16 protein-coding genes and 1 pseudogene are annotated in these 15,108 nt (G+C 60.4%); 10 read left to right on the forward strand and 7 right to left on the reverse strand.

The features are described from left to right. The 6 genes and pseudogenes from IV091_RS11615 to IV091_RS11640 form a co-directional block, all read right to left on the reverse strand. Positions 1-1,337, reverse strand: a pseudogene (locus IV091_RS11615) (hypothetical protein); the annotation flags it as partial. A gap of 19 nt (positions 1,338-1,356) precedes the next feature. Further along, on the reverse strand, positions 1,357-1,887 hold the full coding sequence (locus IV091_RS11620; protein WP_293468819.1) for a hypothetical protein: 531 nt from the start codon (positions 1,885-1,887) through the stop codon (positions 1,357-1,359). Positions 1,888-1,895: 8 nt separating this feature from the next. Next, the gene (locus IV091_RS11625; RefSeq protein WP_293468821.1) at positions 1,896-3,026 is read right to left on the reverse strand and encodes a PilW family protein; all 1,131 of its coding nucleotides are present in this window, start codon (positions 3,024-3,026) and stop codon (positions 1,896-1,898) included. A gap of 3 nt (positions 3,027-3,029) precedes the next feature. Beyond that, the gene (gene pilV, locus IV091_RS11630; RefSeq protein WP_293468823.1) at positions 3,030-3,611 is read right to left on the reverse strand and encodes a type IV pilus modification protein PilV; all 582 of its coding nucleotides are present in this window, start codon (positions 3,609-3,611) and stop codon (positions 3,030-3,032) included. Beyond that, positions 3,611-4,072, reverse strand: a complete 462-nt coding sequence (locus tag IV091_RS11635; protein ID WP_293468825.1) for a GspH/FimT family pseudopilin — start codon at positions 4,070-4,072, stop codon at positions 3,611-3,613. The genes pilV and IV091_RS11635 overlap by 1 nt, the downstream gene beginning before the upstream one ends. Before the next feature lie 12 nt (positions 4,073-4,084). Further along, complete coding sequence (locus tag IV091_RS11640) at positions 4,085-4,543, reverse strand: type IV pilin protein (protein ID WP_293468826.1); 459 nt, start codon at positions 4,541-4,543, stop codon at positions 4,085-4,087. 179 nt (positions 4,544-4,722) lie between these two features. Here IV091_RS11640 and ribD point away from each other — a divergent pair, with 179 nt between their 5' ends. The 10 genes from ribD to tolA all read left to right on the forward strand — a co-directional run bounded on the left by ribD (position 4,723) and on the right by tolA (position 12,680). Next, positions 4,723-5,835 (forward strand): bifunctional diaminohydroxyphosphoribosylaminopyrimidine deaminase/5-amino-6-(5-phosphoribosylamino)uracil reductase RibD, encoded by a 1,113-nt coding sequence (gene ribD, locus IV091_RS11645; RefSeq protein WP_293468828.1) that lies wholly within the window; start codon positions 4,723-4,725, stop codon positions 5,833-5,835. An 81-nt stretch (positions 5,836-5,916) separates the two neighbouring features. Further along, positions 5,917-6,603, forward strand: coding sequence for a riboflavin synthase (locus IV091_RS11650; RefSeq protein ID WP_293468830.1), 687 nt, complete (start codon positions 5,917-5,919; stop codon positions 6,601-6,603). Positions 6,604-6,606: 3 nt separating this feature from the next. Continuing rightward, a complete protein-coding gene (gene ribBA / locus IV091_RS11655; protein ID WP_293468832.1) occupies positions 6,607-7,716 on the forward strand; it encodes a bifunctional 3,4-dihydroxy-2-butanone-4-phosphate synthase/GTP cyclohydrolase II in 1,110 nt (369 codons plus the stop codon). Positions 7,717-7,778: 62 nt separating this feature from the next. Then, positions 7,779-8,243, forward strand: a complete 465-nt coding sequence (gene ribH / locus IV091_RS11660) for a 6,7-dimethyl-8-ribityllumazine synthase (protein ID WP_293468834.1) — start codon at positions 7,779-7,781, stop codon at positions 8,241-8,243. 72 nt (positions 8,244-8,315) lie between these two features. Then, complete coding sequence (gene nusB / locus IV091_RS11665; RefSeq protein ID WP_293468836.1) at positions 8,316-8,831, forward strand: transcription antitermination factor NusB; 516 nt, start codon at positions 8,316-8,318, stop codon at positions 8,829-8,831. A 24-nt stretch (positions 8,832-8,855) separates the two neighbouring features. Next, complete coding sequence (locus IV091_RS11670) at positions 8,856-10,052, forward strand: pyridoxal phosphate-dependent aminotransferase (RefSeq protein WP_293468838.1); 1,197 nt, start codon at positions 8,856-8,858, stop codon at positions 10,050-10,052. Continuing rightward, positions 10,049-10,489, forward strand: coding sequence for a tol-pal system-associated acyl-CoA thioesterase (gene ybgC, locus IV091_RS11675; protein ID WP_293468840.1), 441 nt, complete (start codon positions 10,049-10,051; stop codon positions 10,487-10,489). Before IV091_RS11670 ends, ybgC begins: the two co-directional genes overlap by 4 nt. 29 nt (positions 10,490-10,518) lie before the next feature. After that, complete coding sequence (gene tolQ / locus IV091_RS11680) at positions 10,519-11,211, forward strand: protein TolQ (protein WP_293468842.1); 693 nt, start codon at positions 10,519-10,521, stop codon at positions 11,209-11,211. A gap of 18 nt (positions 11,212-11,229) precedes the next feature. Beyond that, positions 11,230-11,664, forward strand: a complete 435-nt coding sequence (locus IV091_RS11685; protein WP_293468844.1) for a biopolymer transporter ExbD — start codon at positions 11,230-11,232, stop codon at positions 11,662-11,664. A 20-nt stretch (positions 11,665-11,684) separates the two neighbouring features. Beyond that, positions 11,685-12,680 (forward strand): cell envelope integrity protein TolA, encoded by a 996-nt coding sequence (tolA, locus tag IV091_RS11690; RefSeq protein WP_293468846.1) that lies wholly within the window; start codon positions 11,685-11,687, stop codon positions 12,678-12,680. 95 nt (positions 12,681-12,775) lie between these two features. Here the strand turns inward: tolA and dnaE are convergent. Next, on the reverse strand, positions 12,776-15,108 hold a 2,333-nt coding region (gene dnaE, locus IV091_RS11695), incomplete at its 5' end, for a DNA polymerase III subunit alpha (RefSeq protein WP_293468848.1).

The following is a 15,108-nucleotide window of genomic DNA, read 5'->3' on the forward strand; positions in this document are numbered from 1 at the left end:
ACTGCCGTGTCCTTCTTGGTCCAGTAGCTGACCGCCGTCGATGTGATGAAGCCGGTTCCAGCAGCACTGATGGCCGGATCCCCATTGCTGTCGCCCAGCTTGAGCGTGGCCTTGTTCGGATCGGGATTGCTGGGGTCCGGGTACTCCAGAATGAACTTGTACTGCTTGAGGTTGCCAAGCCAGCGTGGACTGGCACTGCCATCCGGCCTGAACATGCCCAGAAAGATCTGGTTCAGATAGGTGCCCTGGGCATTGACGCTGACCGGCAGGCTGGCGGACGAGAAAACACTGTTCACGGCCTGGACTTCATTGAGAATCTTCAGGATCGCAGTTGAGATTTCTTCATAACCCGATGTGCCAAAGTATTTGCCGCCACCATTTTTCGCCATGCTGGTCAGCAGGGCCGGATAGTCTGGCTTGCAGTCACTTCCCAGTAAACCAACGGTGTAGGTCGTAATACCCTGCTTGTCGTCGAATGCGCCGTAAAGGTCCGTCTGGTACATGTAACGTGCCCACTCGTCGGCGTACAACCCGGATGGCACAGTGTGATTGCCCATGCTGTAGCTGCCACAGCTAAAGGCAGAAGTACCGTACTTTCCCGAAGGGATCACGATATTTTCCAGTTGGGCGGCCGTAACACCTGGAGCAGCGGTCAAAGCGCCCAAGACATTGGCACTGGCGCCGTCACCGGGCCCACCCGCTGGCCCATAGGCATTGCCAAGGAAGATAACGAAATTCTTCTGGCATCCGGCTGGGGGCGCCGTGTAAGTGCGTCCAGACAAGCCGGTTTTTCCCGCATAGTAGGCCCAAGCCTCCTGCATGACTGCCCCGGTGCTCTGGCCATTCACCTTGATATTGAAACCGTCCTTGTCGGAGTTATTGGCTTTCCAAGTCTTGATCCAGGCCAGAAAATTTTTCTTTCTATCACCCGACATCAGCGCTACAGGCTGGACCAGGCAACCGCCCTCAGCAGAACCACAGTTGGTGCCCAGGGAATTTGTGGAGGGGTTCCAATCCTGAATGTTGCTGGCGCTGTAAACCATCAAACCAAGATTGACGGCGCCTTCCGGCAGACTGGAAACCACGTTGTAGATGGCGCACTGCTCAATGCCTCCCGCTGTTTGACCCAGCGACGGCGAGCCTCCGCCCACATATTCACAAGAGGTTGGCACACTCGCCGAAAAACTGGCGGCGTTATCCAGCACCAACAGCACATTGGGCACGCCCGCAGTCCCTGAGTTGTCGCTGTAGATGTCAATGTCTGCGGCCTGGGTGAGCAAGGACGCTGCCAGCGCACTCAGCATCAGGCAGAACCCAAAGATTCGAGAAGTTTTCATAGCATTCACTCTTCTTAAGTTAAAGGCATGTCACTGTGGAGGGCACGCGGATGGTCACGCCCTGGACATGCTCGACTTTCGCGCCGGTCAACCCATCTGTCACGCCAGCCTCAATTTCCCACTGTTGCGTCTTGCACTCGCTGGGCTTGGTGGTCAGCGTACCGTCCGCCTTGATGGCCTTGTCGTCATCCTGACCGGCAAAACAGGCGCGGTCATTGTCATTTTCCGAATCCAGCGACGAATTGAGTACCGGCACTTCAACCACGCACGTGGTCATGGCTTTGACTGCCACGGTGTAGGTGGCCGCCCCTGTAGGTACTTGCACGGACTGCGCTGAAATCAGTGAAATGTCGTCCGCATCAATGACCTGCTCGATCACCTGCTCAATAGCCATCTGCGTGGCCATGCTAGCCTCCCCCTGAGACTGGGCGTTGCCAGAAATCATAAGATTGGTGTTGCCGGAACGGATGGAGAACACCACCAAGAGGGTCAGCACCACCAGCATGATCATGCTGGTGAGCAAGGTCGATCCTTGCTGCTTGTTTTTCATCAGGCATCTCATGAACCATCCCTTCGCGAACTGATGTTGACCACACGCACCAACTGACTGAACACCCGGCGCTTGAAACCGTCATTGGATGCCGCTGTCGTGCCGTCCAAGCCCAGGTTATAGGTTTTCGTGTCCTGATACCCACCCGAGCGCTCGTTGTTGCGTGCAAGCAGATGAATTCTCACGGTCATGACATTGCCCCAATGCGCGATCGGTTTTGGGTCAGCGACTGTTGCGGGATCCCAAGCAGCAAAGGGCGCCGCATCCTTTGCGTAACTGTCGGGCGCACCGTCACCGGTGGTGTCGAACCCATAATCAATCTGCATCTTGTCGATGCCCTCGACCAACGGCACGGTGGTCATCCCAGCATCCAACAGTTCCAACCGCTTGAGGGTCGGTACGGAAACTCCGCCATCGTCCGTATTTGCAGCCGAACACGTTGATCCGTTGGCCGGCACACTGCAGGGGCTCAGGAAATAAATGTGCACGAGGTATTTGCGCAGGGATGCGGTGGTGGTGCCGTCTTTTTTCTTCAAATTAAAAACCGCCACGTCCACTGCCGTGCCTGCTGCCGTTGCGAGCACAGAAAGAAACTCAGACCCGGATGCGCTCAAGCCAGACTGCAGATAGGGTTGCCCAATGGTCAGCAGACCAGTCACCGTTGCGGGTTCAACACGCCGCACCACCAGAATATCGCTTCCATCCACATGGTTTGCCGCATTCAGTGGGCAGTCTGAAAATGCTGCAGGCAGGCTGGCCCCAGGAGAGTCGTATCCCTGGATCGGGAACGGCAAGGCATTTGTCAGCGCGGTCGCAGCGACCAGACAGGGATTGGGAAGCGAGTTGGGCAATGACAATTCGCCTGCACCGGCATACTCGCCGAAATAGCCTGCAAGCTCAATATCGTCCTGTAACAGCCGCATGGCATAGCGCCCGTTTTCTATTTGCCGACTCGACTTTTCAAGTTCGGCCTGGGTGCTGCTTTGCTGCGCGATCAAGGCCGACAGGCCAACAAGCAGAATCAACCCGACCGTGATGGAAACCATCCATTCAATCAGCGTCATGCCGCGCTGATGGCGCCGCGCTTGCAAGGGATGGCGGCGCGGCACCGGGAGCGGGGTCTGTTTCAGGTGTTGCATGAGTCAACTCAACTTGGCGATTTGTAGGGGAGCCGTCACGGCCCTGCGCTGTGCATCGTCCCCGTAAAGGTCAGAGGCACAACTCACACCGGCAGGGGCTACCGTCTTTCCATTACCCTGCCACACGACACTGACCTGGTAAACCCCCGGGGTTGTCTCGCTGACGCATCCGCGCGCCCCTAGCATGCCGCCAGTATTGTTGCCGCCAGACTGTTCAGTGCTGCCCAGCAGGAGATCATTCCATTCCGTCATGTCCTGCACAGCGCGCGCCTGCTGTTCCGCCGTTCCAAGCGCACAGACAGGCGCGACGATCCCGGAACCGGTGCCCAGAAAAGGTGAACCATCGGCCGCCGTAGTGACCACATAGCAGCCTGCGACCTTGCGGTTGGCGTTGATGCGGTTGACCATGTCATGCAACACCACCAGCGCCTGCACGCGCTGGTAAGACTCCATTTGTGAGCGCTGGCTCTGCAGCATGAGCCCAACCAGCCCAAGCAGGCCCAGCATCAGGATGACCAGCGTCACAAGCACCTCGATCAGGCTTGACCCCTGCTGGGCATCGCGTCGTTTGAAATTCAGGTTCATCAGCAATCTCCCAGTTTGCGCTTGGGCAGGCCGCTGAGGTCGAACGACACACAGCGGCTTGCTGTGCCACCTTCGTCGCTGACTTGCAGGCCCGGTATGTGCGCCTGCGTCTTGAGCCGACCGCTGCCAAGGTAGACGACATCGATAACATCGACGTGGCTGGGCGTCATGACCAACCCTTTGTAGGCCGACTGGGTGCCAAGGGTGACGGCGCCGAACTTGACACTCCAGCCATCTTTCCAGCCCCCGGCCGCAGCCACTATGCCCACCTCGGCGTTGCGCTTGATGGCTTCGGAGCGCGCAAAAACGGCAGCAAGGGAGAAATCGGAAGTCGCCGTTTTCACGCGCTGTCCGGCCACGAAGCTCTTGAACGACGGCAAAGCCAGCCCCAGCATCACCGCCGCGAGGGAGATGACCACCATCAGTTCAATAAGCGTAAAGCCACGCACCCTGGAGCTCATTGCGAACTCACCTCACCAGCAATCGGAAACAGCGCTGGCCGTTCCAGATTTGGTTTTGGTGCCCAGATGGTTGAGCGTCAGCGTGGCGCAGCGGGCGTCACCGGCTAACTGCGCGCCGATCGGCGTGCCCGTGACAAGGTAAGCAGGAATACCTGCCAATGCAGTGCAATTGCCGGTGGCCGTGGGCATTGTGCAGGTAACAGTGATGGCGTATTTGCTCGAGACATCAGCAGGCACCGACATGCTCAAGTCCGCCAACGCGGTTCCCCCTCCCGCGTAGCGACGCGCATCCAGCATGTATTGCTCCTGCTTGTTGGCTACGGAAAACATGAAGCTCTGGGCCGCAGAGCGGTTGGCACGCACGATGTACTGGTTGTAAGACGGTAAAGCTACAGCCGCCAGAATTCCTATGATGGCCACTGTGATCATCAGCTCAATGAGCGTAAAACCGAGTTGTTTGCCTCTTTGCATGCGATCCCCTCCATTTCCCTATTTCAATGAAACTGGATGTTAGCGAAGTAACACCCAGCGAGCGTCATCATCCCGACTGCCGGTCAAATTCACAGAACAAATGGCATTGGCCTGGGACAAACCGGCATGACCTCAGCCCGTGGGATACTGGCTTTTTGTCTGCACTTTTCTTGCCAGCCATGCGCCATACCTCTCCGTCCGCCTCCGACCTAGCCCTGGACTGGGCGGGACGCGCACTTCTGCTTGCACCTCCTAATCCACGTGTGGGGTGCGTACTCACATCAGGCCAGGATGGCACGGTCATTGGCGTTGGCCACACCCAGCGCACCGGTGGCCCCCACGCCGAAATCATGGCCTTGCGCGACGCGGCCGCGCAAGGCCATTCCGTCAAAGGCGCCACGGCCTACGTCACACTGGAACCCTGCTCCCACCACGGCCGCACGCCCCCCTGCTGCGACGCATTGATTGCGGCAGGCATCGGCAAAGTGGTGGTTTCCATTCAAGACCCCAACCCCCTCGTGGCAGGGCAAGGTATCGCCCGGCTTCGCGCCGCAGGAATCGACGTTGAAGTCGGCCCCGGCGCCGCTGAGTCCCGCGAACTCAACATCGGCTTTTTCAGCCGCATGATCCGCAAAACGCCCTGGGTGCGCATGAAGATGGCGGCCTCACTGGACGGCACGACGGCGCTGGACAATGGCCAAAGCCAGTGGATCACCTCGCCCGAGGCGCGTGCCGACGGCCACGCCTGGCGGGCGCGCGCCAGCGCGGTACTGACGGGCATAGGTACCGTGCTGCAGGACAACCCACGCCTTGATGTGCGCGAGGTGGCAACGCCGCGCCAGCCGCATCTTGTGGTGGTGGACAGCCGGCTGCAAACCCCGCTGGATGCGCATCTTTTCATCCCTGGCCGCGCTTGCATCATCTATGCGGCAGTGCCAGATGATGCTAAAAAAATGGCACTGGAGGCGCGCGGTGCCACCGTCGTCATGCGGCCCGATGCCCACGGCAAAGTGGATCTGGCCGCCATGATGAAAGACCTGGGGACCCGCGAGATCAACGAACTGCATGTTGAGGCCGGCAGTAAGCTCAATGGCTCGCTGATTCGCGCCGGACTGGTCGATGAGTTTTTGCTCTATCTGGCCCCCAAGCTGCTGGGCCCGGGTCAGGGTATGGCGTCGTTCGGGCCGCTGCAATCGCTGTCAGAAGCCGTTGCGCTGGAGTTCAAATCCATCGACAGGGTGGGGGTTGATTTGCGCGTGTTGGCCCGGGTGGCCGGACGCGATCAGTTCTAAACACCCCCGGCCAGGCAGTCTTTTCAGACCTTAAATCGGCCTGCCCGGCAGGAAGACCCGATTCCCTGCGAAAATACGGGAATGTTTACCGGAATCATTACCGGCTTGGGGCGCATCGTCGCCATCCAAAGCCTGGGCAGCTCTTCACACCATGGCAAGCGTCTCACCATTGAAACGCCTGCGGGGTATCTCAACGACGTGGGTCTGGGCGACAGCATTGCGCTGAACGGCGCCTGCATGACGGCCACTGCGCTTGACCCTGGCCGCAACCAGTTTTCCATCGATATTTCCGCGGAGTCTCTGGCAAAAACCTGCGGCCTGACGCAGACCGGGGTCATCAACCTCGAAAAAGCCCTGCGCGCCAACGACCGCCTGGGCGGCCATATCGTTTCGGGTCATGTCGACGGCATTGGCCGCGTCACGCATTTCACGCAGGTGGGCGAAAGCTGGGAGCTGCGGATAAGCGCCCCGCGTGCGCTGAGCAAGTACCTGGCCTACAAGGGCTCAATCACCATCAATGGCGTGAGCCTGACGGTCAACCAGGTCACGGACCTGACAGACGCAGCCGATGCTACGGACCAGACACCAGGCAGCGAGATCAGCATCAACCTGATCCCGCACACCGTGCAGAACACGGCGCTGGGCCAACTGTCCGAGGGCTCAGAGGTCAACCTGGAAATCGACCTGATCGCACGCTACGTCGAGCGCATGCTCAAAGACACCCAAACACACACCCACAGTTCCATCGCTCCCGCAACCACTGACTAATTCATGACAACTGTAATTTCCCCCGTTGAAGACATCGTGGCCGACATGCGCGCTGGCCGCATGGTCATTCTGGTTGACGAAGAAGACCGCGAAAACGAAGGTGACCTGGTGCTGGCTGCAGACCATGTCACCGCTGACGCCATCAATTTCATGGCGCGTTATGGCCGTGGCCTGATTTGCCTGACACTCACCCGTGAACGCTGCGAACGCCTGCAACTGCCCCCCATGACGGTGCGCAACGGGGACAAAAAAGGCACCGCCTTCACCGTCTCGATCGAAGCCGCAGAAGGGGTCACCACCGGTATTTCGGCGGCAGACCGGGCCCGCACCGTGCAAGCAGCGGTAGCCAAGGATGCGACGCCTGACGACCTGGTGCAGCCCGGCCACATCTTTCCCTTGCAGGCCGTGGAAGGCGGGGTGCTGATGCGCGCGGGTCACACCGAAGCCGGCTGTGACCTGGCGACCATGGCGGGCTGCAGCCCCGCCTCCGTCATTTGCGAGATCATGAAAGACGACGGCACCATGGCGCGCCTGCCAGATTTGCAGCTGTTTGCGGCTGAACACGGCCTGAAGATTGGCACCATTGCCGATCTGATCGCGCACCGCAGCCGGGTCGAGTCGCTGGTTGAAAAACATGGCGCCCGCCCCATCAACACGGCTTTTGGTGAATTCACCCTCCATGCGTTCAAGGACAAGACGGCACGCGCCGTGCATCTTGCGCTGGTCAAAGGGCAATGGGACGACAGCGAAGCGGTGCTGGCCCGTGTGCATGAGCCGCTGTCCATTCTGGATGCGCTGGAAGTCGGCCGCACCATGCACTCCTGGAGCCTGGATGCCAGCCTCTCGCGGATTGCCGCGGAGGGCAAAGGCGTGGTGGTGCTGCTGAACTGCGGCGAGAGCGCCGAAGAGTTGCTGGCGCAGTTTGACGGCACTGCGCGCGCCGCACATGCCCCCGAGCGTGGCCGCATGGACTTGCGCACCTACGGCATTGGGGCGCAGATCCTGCGTGAATGCGGCGTGCAAAAAATGAACCTGATGGGCAACACGCGCCGCATGCCCAGCATGACGGGCTACGGCCTGGAGATTGTTGGCTACGTCACGCCTGACAAATAGCAGGTCAGTAACCGATCAATAAGCAATCAACAACTGACAAATCAACGCAAAGGGAATTCATCGTGTTTGGTGCAGAAAAAGGTTCGGCCGACAAGCTTGACGGCAAAAAATTATCGATCGGCATTGTGCAGGCGCGCTTCAATGAAGGCATTACCAACGCCTTGGCCGAAGCTTGCAAGCAGGAGCTGATGGCCCTGGGTGTCGACCCCAAAAACATCACGCATGTCCAGGTGCCCGGCGCCCTTGAAATTCCCTGTGCCTTGCAGGCCCTGGCAGAAAGCGACAAATTCGATGCGCTGGTGGCCCTGGGTTGCATCATTCGCGGCGAAACCTATCACTTTGAGCTGGTCGCCAATGAAAGCGGCGCGGCCGTGACGCGCCTGGCGCTGGACTACCAGTTGCCGATTGCAAACGCCATACTGACCACCGAAAACCTGGCGCAGGCCATGGCACGCCAGGATGAAAAAGGCTGCGATGCAGCGCGCGTGGCCGTTGAAATGGCCAATTTGCTCGACGAGCTTGCCTAGAACAGCCCGACCCTGCCTGCGCTCCTCCCCCCATTTCCCACACCGGCACAAACCGGCCACTATTGGACCCCCATGGCAGAACCCATCCTCAAACCCAAACGCCCACCACAAACGCGGAACGGCCTGACCGACACCGGCGTGAAAAAGGCGGCCGACAAGTCGGCCCGCACCCGCGCCCGCGAATTTGCCCTGCAAGCCCTGTACCAATACCTGGTGGGCCGTAATGAGACCGCCTCCATTGATGCCTTCACCCGCGACCTGGTGGGGTTTCACAAGGCCGACTCGGCCCATTACGACGCCTTGCTGCACGGCTGCATCGACGCGGCGCAAACGCTTGACGACAGCATCACGCCCTTGCTGGACCGGAAAATGGCCGAGATTTCGCCGGTTGAACATGCCGTGCTGTGGATAGGCGTTTACGAATTCAGCCATTGCCCCGACGTGCCCTACCGCGTTGTGATCAACGAATGCATTGAACTGGCCAAGGCCTTTGGCGGCACCGACGGCCACAAGTACGTCAACGGCGTGCTGCACCAGCTGGCGCCCTCGCTGCGCGCCCAGGAAGTGGCCGCCGACCAGGCCAAGTAAAGCTGCAACCCTGAAAGGATGGCCTTGAAAATTGCCCAGCGGGCTCAACGCATTGAGCCGTTTTATGTCATGGAGGTGGCCAAGGCCGCCGCAGCGATGGCGCAGGAAGTGGCCAACACCGCGCAGCCCATGATTTTTTTAAACATCGGCGAGCCCGACTTCACCGCGCCGCCACTGGTGCAGCAAGCGGCCACGCGCGCCATTGCCCAGGGCTACACGCAATACACCCAGGCCACCGGCCTGCCGGCCTTGCGCGAACGCATCAGCGACTGGTATAGCGCCCGCTTTGGCGCGCAGGTGGCGCCCAGCCGCATCATCATCACGGCGGGCGCGTCTGGCGCGCTGCAACTCGCCTGCCTGGCCCTGATAGAAGCCGGTGACGAAATTCTGATGCCGGACCCGAGCTACCCGTGCAACCGCCATTTTGTGGGCGCGGCGGAAGGCTCGGCAATCCTGATTCCGACCACGGCCGAAGAGCGCTTTCAGCTCACTGCCGAGAAGGTCAAGGCGGCGTGGACGCCCAAAACGCGCGGTGTGCTGCTGGCCTCGCCATCCAACCCCACGGGCACCTCGATTGCCCCCGAAGAGCTGCGGCGAATTCACGAGTTTGTGCACAGCCAGGGCGGCATCACCCTGATTGACGAGATTTACCTGGGCTTGAGCTACGAAGAGCACTTTGGGCACTCGGCGCTGGCCATGCCCGGCGAGCTGGGCCAAAGCATCATCAGCATCAACAGTTTCAGCAAATACTTCAACATGACGGGTTGGCGGCTGGGCTGGCTGGTGGTGCCCGAAGCGCTGGTGCCGGTGATCGAGCGGATGGCGCAAAACCTGGTGATTTGCGCCAGCACGGTGTCGCAGCACGCCGCGCTGGCCTGCTTTGAAGCCGACAGCCTGCTGGAATACGAGCGCCGGCGCGCCGAGTTCAAGGCCAGGCGCGACTATTTCATCCCTGAACTGAACCGCCTCGGGCTGCGCGTGCCGGTGATGCCGGACGGCGCTTTCTATGCCTACGCTGACTGCACCGAGGCTGCCGCCCGCCTGGGCGTGCGCGGCAGCTGGGACTTTTCCTTTGAACTCATGAAACGCGCCCACCTTGCCGTGACGCCGGGCCGGGACTTCGGCCAGGCAGCCCCGGAGCAGTTTGTGCGTTTTTCCACCGCCAGTTCCATGGCGCATTTGCGGGAAGCGGTGGCGCGGCTGGAGGCCGTGCTGACATGAACGCCCCCGCCAGCCCCAGGCAGGTTTTTGAATGGGCCCTTCGGGTCTACTGGGAAGACACCGACGCGGGCGGCATTGTTTTTTATGCCAACTACCTGAAATTCTTTGAACGTGCGCGCACTGAATGGCTCAGATCTCTGGGCATCGAGCAGCAGCGCCTCAAGGAAAGCACGGGCGGCATGTTCGTGGTGCTTGAAACCAGCATCCGCTACCGCCGCCCTGCCCGGCTCGACGACGAACTGATTGTTACGGCGAGCATGGTCGAAACAGGCCGTGCGTCCATGATAATCAAGCAGCAGGCGCTATTAAAATCAGAGCAACCAGATACGCAGCCCGCGCTGCTCTGTGACGGCACGATCAGGATAGGCTGGGTCGATGCCAGCAGCCTTCAGCCAACGCGCATGCCGGCGTCCCTTTCAGCCTGCTTTCCTTCCTGACAGCTTCAACCCCTAGCCAAAGCGTCCCCATGAACCAAGACCTCTCGATTGTCAGTCTCATTCTTAACGCCAGCTGGGTGGTCCAGGGCGTGGTGCTGCTGCTGGTGGGTGTGTCCATCGCCAGCTGGGCCGCGATTTTCAGGAAAATCGTGGCACTCAAGCGCGCCCAGTTGCTCAACGACGAATTCGACCGCGAATTCTGGTCGGGCACCAGCCTGAACGATTTATTTGCAGGTGCGGCGCAAAACGCCAAGCACTCGGGCGCCATGGAACGCATTTTTGCCAGCGGCATGCGCGAATACCAAAAGCTGCGGGAGCGGCAAATCAACGATGCTGGCACCCTGCTGGACGGCGCACGCCGCGCCATGCGGGCCAGCTACCAGCGCGAGCTCGATGCCATTGAGTCCAACCTGTCGTTTCTGGCCACGGTCGGTTCGGTGTCGCCTTACGTTGGCCTGTTTGGCACGGTGTGGGGCATCATGCATGCCTTTACCGGCCTGGCCGCGCTGGAGCAGGTGACGCTGGCCACGGTGGCGCCCGGCATTGCCGAGGCACTGGTGGCCACGGCCATTGGCCTGTTTGCGGCCATCCCGGCCGTGGTGGCCTACAACCGCTTTTCCCACGACATCGACCGCATCGCGAACCGCCTGGAAACCTTCATCGAAGAGTTCTCCAACATCCTGCAGCGCAACCTGGGCGCGCAGTCGCCGTCCGGTCACTGAACAAAAAAGCGAACTGCCATGCCAGCCGTTAACTCCCGTCGCCGGGGCCGCCGCACCATCAGCGAGATCAACATGGTGCCGTTCATCGACGTCATGCTGGTGCTGCTCATCATCTTCATGGTGACGGCACCGCTGATCACGCCCAGCATGATCGCCCTACCCAAGGTCGGCAAGGCACCCAGCCAGCCGCAAAATCCGGTACAGATCCTGATCAGCAAGGACGAAACCGTTCAAATCAAGTTCAAGACCGACAGCGTGGCCAGCGACGTGCGCAATGTGGCGGGCGACATCATCAAAATGCAGCCAGAGGTTAAAGCAGCTGGCCCCGAAGCCGTGCCGGTTGTCATCAGCGCCGACAAGTCCATCAAGTACGAAACCGTGGTCAAGGTCATGGACCACCTGCAAAAAGCCGGCGTGTCGCGGGTTGGCCTGTCGGTGCAGACCGGCAAGTAAGCAGCAGCCCGCACGGCCTCATGACCAGCACCACCGAACGCCTTGAATTTGGCCCGCCGCAAGAGACCGCCTCGCCGCGCTCTTTCGCACTGGCCTTGCTCGTTCACATATTGCTGATTGCCGCATTGACCTGGGGTGTGAGCTGGAAAAGCACGGACCGGGCGAGCACGTTCGAGGCCGAACTGTGGTCCGGCGTGCCGCAGCAGGCAGCGCCCAGACTGGTTGAGCCGTTGCCGCCACCGCCTCCTGCGCCAGCACCTGAGCCCACACCTGCCCCGCCGCCACGGCCTGTGCCAGTCCCCAAGCCTGCGCCCGCACCACCTGAAGTCAAGGTGACGCCGCCGACACCCGACGTGGACATTGCGCTGCAACAGGAAAAGAAACGCAAGTTGCTGCAGCAGCAAAAAGAAGATGCCGCCGAAAAGGCCGAAAAAGCGCAGAAGCTGCAGGACAAGCGCAAAGCCGAGTTGCAGGCAAAAAAAGAGCTGGCAATCGAAAAAGAGAAAGAACTCGAAAAAGAGAAGGCACAAAAAGCCAGAGAAGAGCTGGCCAGGCGCAAGACGGCCGAAGAAGCCAAGAAACTCGAAGCGAAAAAGCAGGACGCCGCCGCACAGGCCAAGGAAAAGCAGGCAGCCGCCGAGGCGTCCGCCAAGAATCAGCGCCAGGAAAACATGAAGCGCATCGCAGGCCTGGCAGGCGCCACCGGCGGTGCCGATGCAAAGGGCACAGCCCAAAAGTCCAGCGGGCCGTCGGCCGGCTACGGGGGCAAGGTCAGAGCGGCGGTAAAACCCAACGTGATTTTTTCAGACGATGTTTCGGGCAATCCCACAGCCGAAATCGAGGTGCGCACCACGCTGGATGGCAGCATCATCAGCCAGCGCCTCGTCAAATCGAGCGGCAACAAGGCGTGGGATGACGCGGCGATCAAGGCCGTGATCCGCACCGGCAGCCTGCCGCGCGACACGGACGGCCGTGTACCGACGCCCATGATCCTGGAAATGCGGCCCAAAGACTGAAGCCGCAAGCGGGTGGGCAATGCCACCCTGCAATTTCAGCATACTATTAAAATAATAGCTACAAGCGCTCGTCCTTATTGGGCCAGATCCTTATTTCATTCATAAACAATGCTGGCCAGCTGGTCAGCCTGCGCGGTCCAGCTGGCCAGTGCCGCATCGCTCGGGAAGAACCTGGCCGCCTCGCCCAGATGCAGCTCGGCACTGGCGCCAGCGCAGCGCAGACTGAGCCGCACCGGCAACCCACGCAGGAGCTCACCCTGCTCTGACATTTCAGAGCGCGCAGGAAAGTCTTTGACCAGGCGGGAAATGTCTGGTGGCATGCCTTTTTCCACATCCACCGCTACGCGCAAATACCGCCCAAACTTGCAGCGCGCGGTTTCCAGGTCCCAGACCTGGGTGACCTTGAAACGGCGGCCAAAGCGCTCGGACGCGCCCTGCAGCGTGCCTTGCACAATCACCAGTTCGTCGTCCTTGAGCAAGTTGCGATTCGCATTGAAGGTCGCCTCATCGACCGACGCTTCGAGCACGTCGGTCTTGTCGTCGAGCTTGAAGATGATCAGCTTGCCGCGGTTGCCATTGATCACGCGCAGGTCGCTCAGGATGGCCGCCAGCATCTGCGGGTCGCGTGAATCACTGAGGTCTTCGATCTTCCGCTTGGCGAACTGCCGCACCTCCGTGACCACCTCGTCAAACAAATGGCCTGACAGGTAAAAACCAATTGCTGTTTTCTCCAGCACCAGGCGCGCCTTGACGCCAAACGATGCCGCCTCGACCAGCGGCGGCTCCTGGGTGCTGGCGGCGTGCGAATCCGACATGTCAAACAGGCCGCCCTGGTTGGCATTGGCTTCGGTGGCGGCGGCAAATTCAAAGGCGCGGTCGACCGAGGCCAGCAACTCCGCGCGGTTCAGGTGCATGTTGTCAAACGCGCCGCCCTTGATCAACGCGTCCACCGTGCGCTTGTTGAGCTTGCTGCGGTCCACCCGCACGCAAAAGTCATACAGCGAGGTGAACGGGCCGCCTTCATTGCGCGCCGCCACAATAGCGGCAATCGCCTGCTGGCCGGTGCCCTTGATGGCGCCCAGGCCGTAGCGAATGGACTTTGCGCTGATCGGCTCAAACCGGTAGTCGCCCCGGTTGATATCGGGCACTTCAAAGCTCATTCCCATTTTCTGGGCGTCGCCAAACAGGATTTTCAGCTTGTCGGTGTCGTCCATCTCGACGGTCATGTTGGCCGCAAAGAACTCGGCCGGAAAATGCACCTTGAGCCAGGCCGTGTGGTAGGCCAGCAGCGCGTAGGCGGCCGAGTGCGACTTGTTAAAGCCGTAGCCCGCAAACTTCTCCATCAGGTCAAACACCTCGTCGGCTTTTTCCTGACTCAAGCCATTGATGCCAGCGCCCTTGCGGAAGATTTCCCGGTGCTGGGCCATCTCTTTCTCGTCTTTTTTGCCCATCGCGCGGCGCAGCATGTCGGCGCCGCCCAGCGAGTAACCGCCCAGGATCTGCGCGGTCTGCATCACCTGCTCCTGGTAGACCATGATGCCGTAGGTCTCTTCGAGCATCGGCTTGACGCGCGGGTCCGGGTATTCGGGCACTTCCTTGCCCTGCTTGCGGGCAATGTAGGTCGGAATCAGGTCCATCGGGCCGGGACGGTAGAGCGCGTTCATCGCGATCAGGTCTTCCAGCCGGTCGGGCCGGGCGTCCTTCAGCATGCGCTGCATGCCGATACTTTCAAACTGGAACACGGCTTCGGTCTTGCCCTCGGCAAACAGCCGGTAAACCCGCGCATCGTCGAGCGGCAGGTTCTCGAAGCTGAAATCCTTTTGCGCCGGGTAACGCTTGACGATGAATTCCTTGGCGATTTCCAGGATGGTCAGCGTGGCCAGCCCCAAAAAGTCGAACTTGACCAGGCCAATCGCCTCCACGTCGTTCTTGTCATACTGGCTGACCGCCGAGCTGCTGCCGGGCTGCAAATACAGCGGGCAAAAATCCGTCAGCTTGCCGGGCGCAATCAGCACGCCGCCGGCATGCATGCCGATGTTGCGCGTCAGGCCTTCGAGCTTGCGGGCCAGCTCAAGCAGCGTGTGCACGTCTTCTTCCTTAGCTTCGCGCTCGGCCAGGATCGGCTCGGCTTCCAGCGCATAGACCATCTTGTCGTTTTTCTTGCGGTCAGCGGGCACCAGTTGCAGCGTGACGGCCTGGCCGGGCTTGTTCGGGATCAGCTTGGAAATCCCGTCGCAAAACCCGTACGGAAAATCGAGCACCCGGCCCACGTCGCGAATCGCCGCGCGCGCCGCCATGGTGCCAAAGGTCACGATCTGGCTGACCGCCGCGTGGCCGTATTTGTCTTTCACGTAGTCAATCACGCGGTCGCGGTTTTGCTGGCAAAAGTCAATGTCGAAGTCGGGCATAGACACCCGTTCCGGGTTCA

The organism is Polaromonas sp. (assembly GCF_018780625.1).
Lineage (GTDB): Bacteria > Pseudomonadota > Gammaproteobacteria > Burkholderiales > Burkholderiaceae_C > Polaromonas.

What these genes read in the sequence shown, in the direction of transcription:
- IV091_RS11620 (WP_293468819.1), bottom strand. Translation starts at nt 1,887, where the DNA reads ATGAAAAACAAGCAGCAAGGATCGACCTTGCTCACCAGCATGATCATG.
- IV091_RS11625 (WP_293468821.1), bottom strand. Translation starts at nt 3,026, where the DNA reads ATGCAACACCTGAAACAGACCCCGCTCCCGGTGCCGCGCCGCCATCCC.
- pilV (WP_293468823.1), bottom strand. Translation starts at nt 3,611, where the DNA reads ATGAACCTGAATTTCAAACGACGCGATGCCCAGCAGGGGTCAAGCCTG.
- IV091_RS11635 (WP_293468825.1), bottom strand. Translation starts at nt 4,072, where the DNA reads ATGAGCTCCAGGGTGCGTGGCTTTACGCTTATTGAACTGATGGTGGTC.
- IV091_RS11640 (WP_293468826.1), bottom strand. Translation starts at nt 4,543, where the DNA reads ATGCAAAGAGGCAAACAACTCGGTTTTACGCTCATTGAGCTGATGATC.
- ribD (WP_293468828.1), top strand. Translation starts at nt 4,723, where the DNA reads ATGCGCCATACCTCTCCGTCCGCCTCCGACCTAGCCCTGGACTGGGCG.
- IV091_RS11650 (WP_293468830.1), top strand. Translation starts at nt 5,917, where the DNA reads ATGTTTACCGGAATCATTACCGGCTTGGGGCGCATCGTCGCCATCCAA.
- ribBA (WP_293468832.1), top strand. Translation starts at nt 6,607, where the DNA reads ATGACAACTGTAATTTCCCCCGTTGAAGACATCGTGGCCGACATGCGC.
- nusB (WP_293468836.1), top strand. Translation starts at nt 8,316, where the DNA reads ATGGCAGAACCCATCCTCAAACCCAAACGCCCACCACAAACGCGGAAC.
- ybgC (WP_293468840.1), top strand. Translation starts at nt 10,049, where the DNA reads ATGAACGCCCCCGCCAGCCCCAGGCAGGTTTTTGAATGGGCCCTTCGG.
- tolQ (WP_293468842.1), top strand. Translation starts at nt 10,519, where the DNA reads ATGAACCAAGACCTCTCGATTGTCAGTCTCATTCTTAACGCCAGCTGG.
- IV091_RS11685 (WP_293468844.1), top strand. Translation starts at nt 11,230, where the DNA reads ATGCCAGCCGTTAACTCCCGTCGCCGGGGCCGCCGCACCATCAGCGAG.
- tolA (WP_293468846.1), top strand. Translation starts at nt 11,685, where the DNA reads ATGACCAGCACCACCGAACGCCTTGAATTTGGCCCGCCGCAAGAGACC.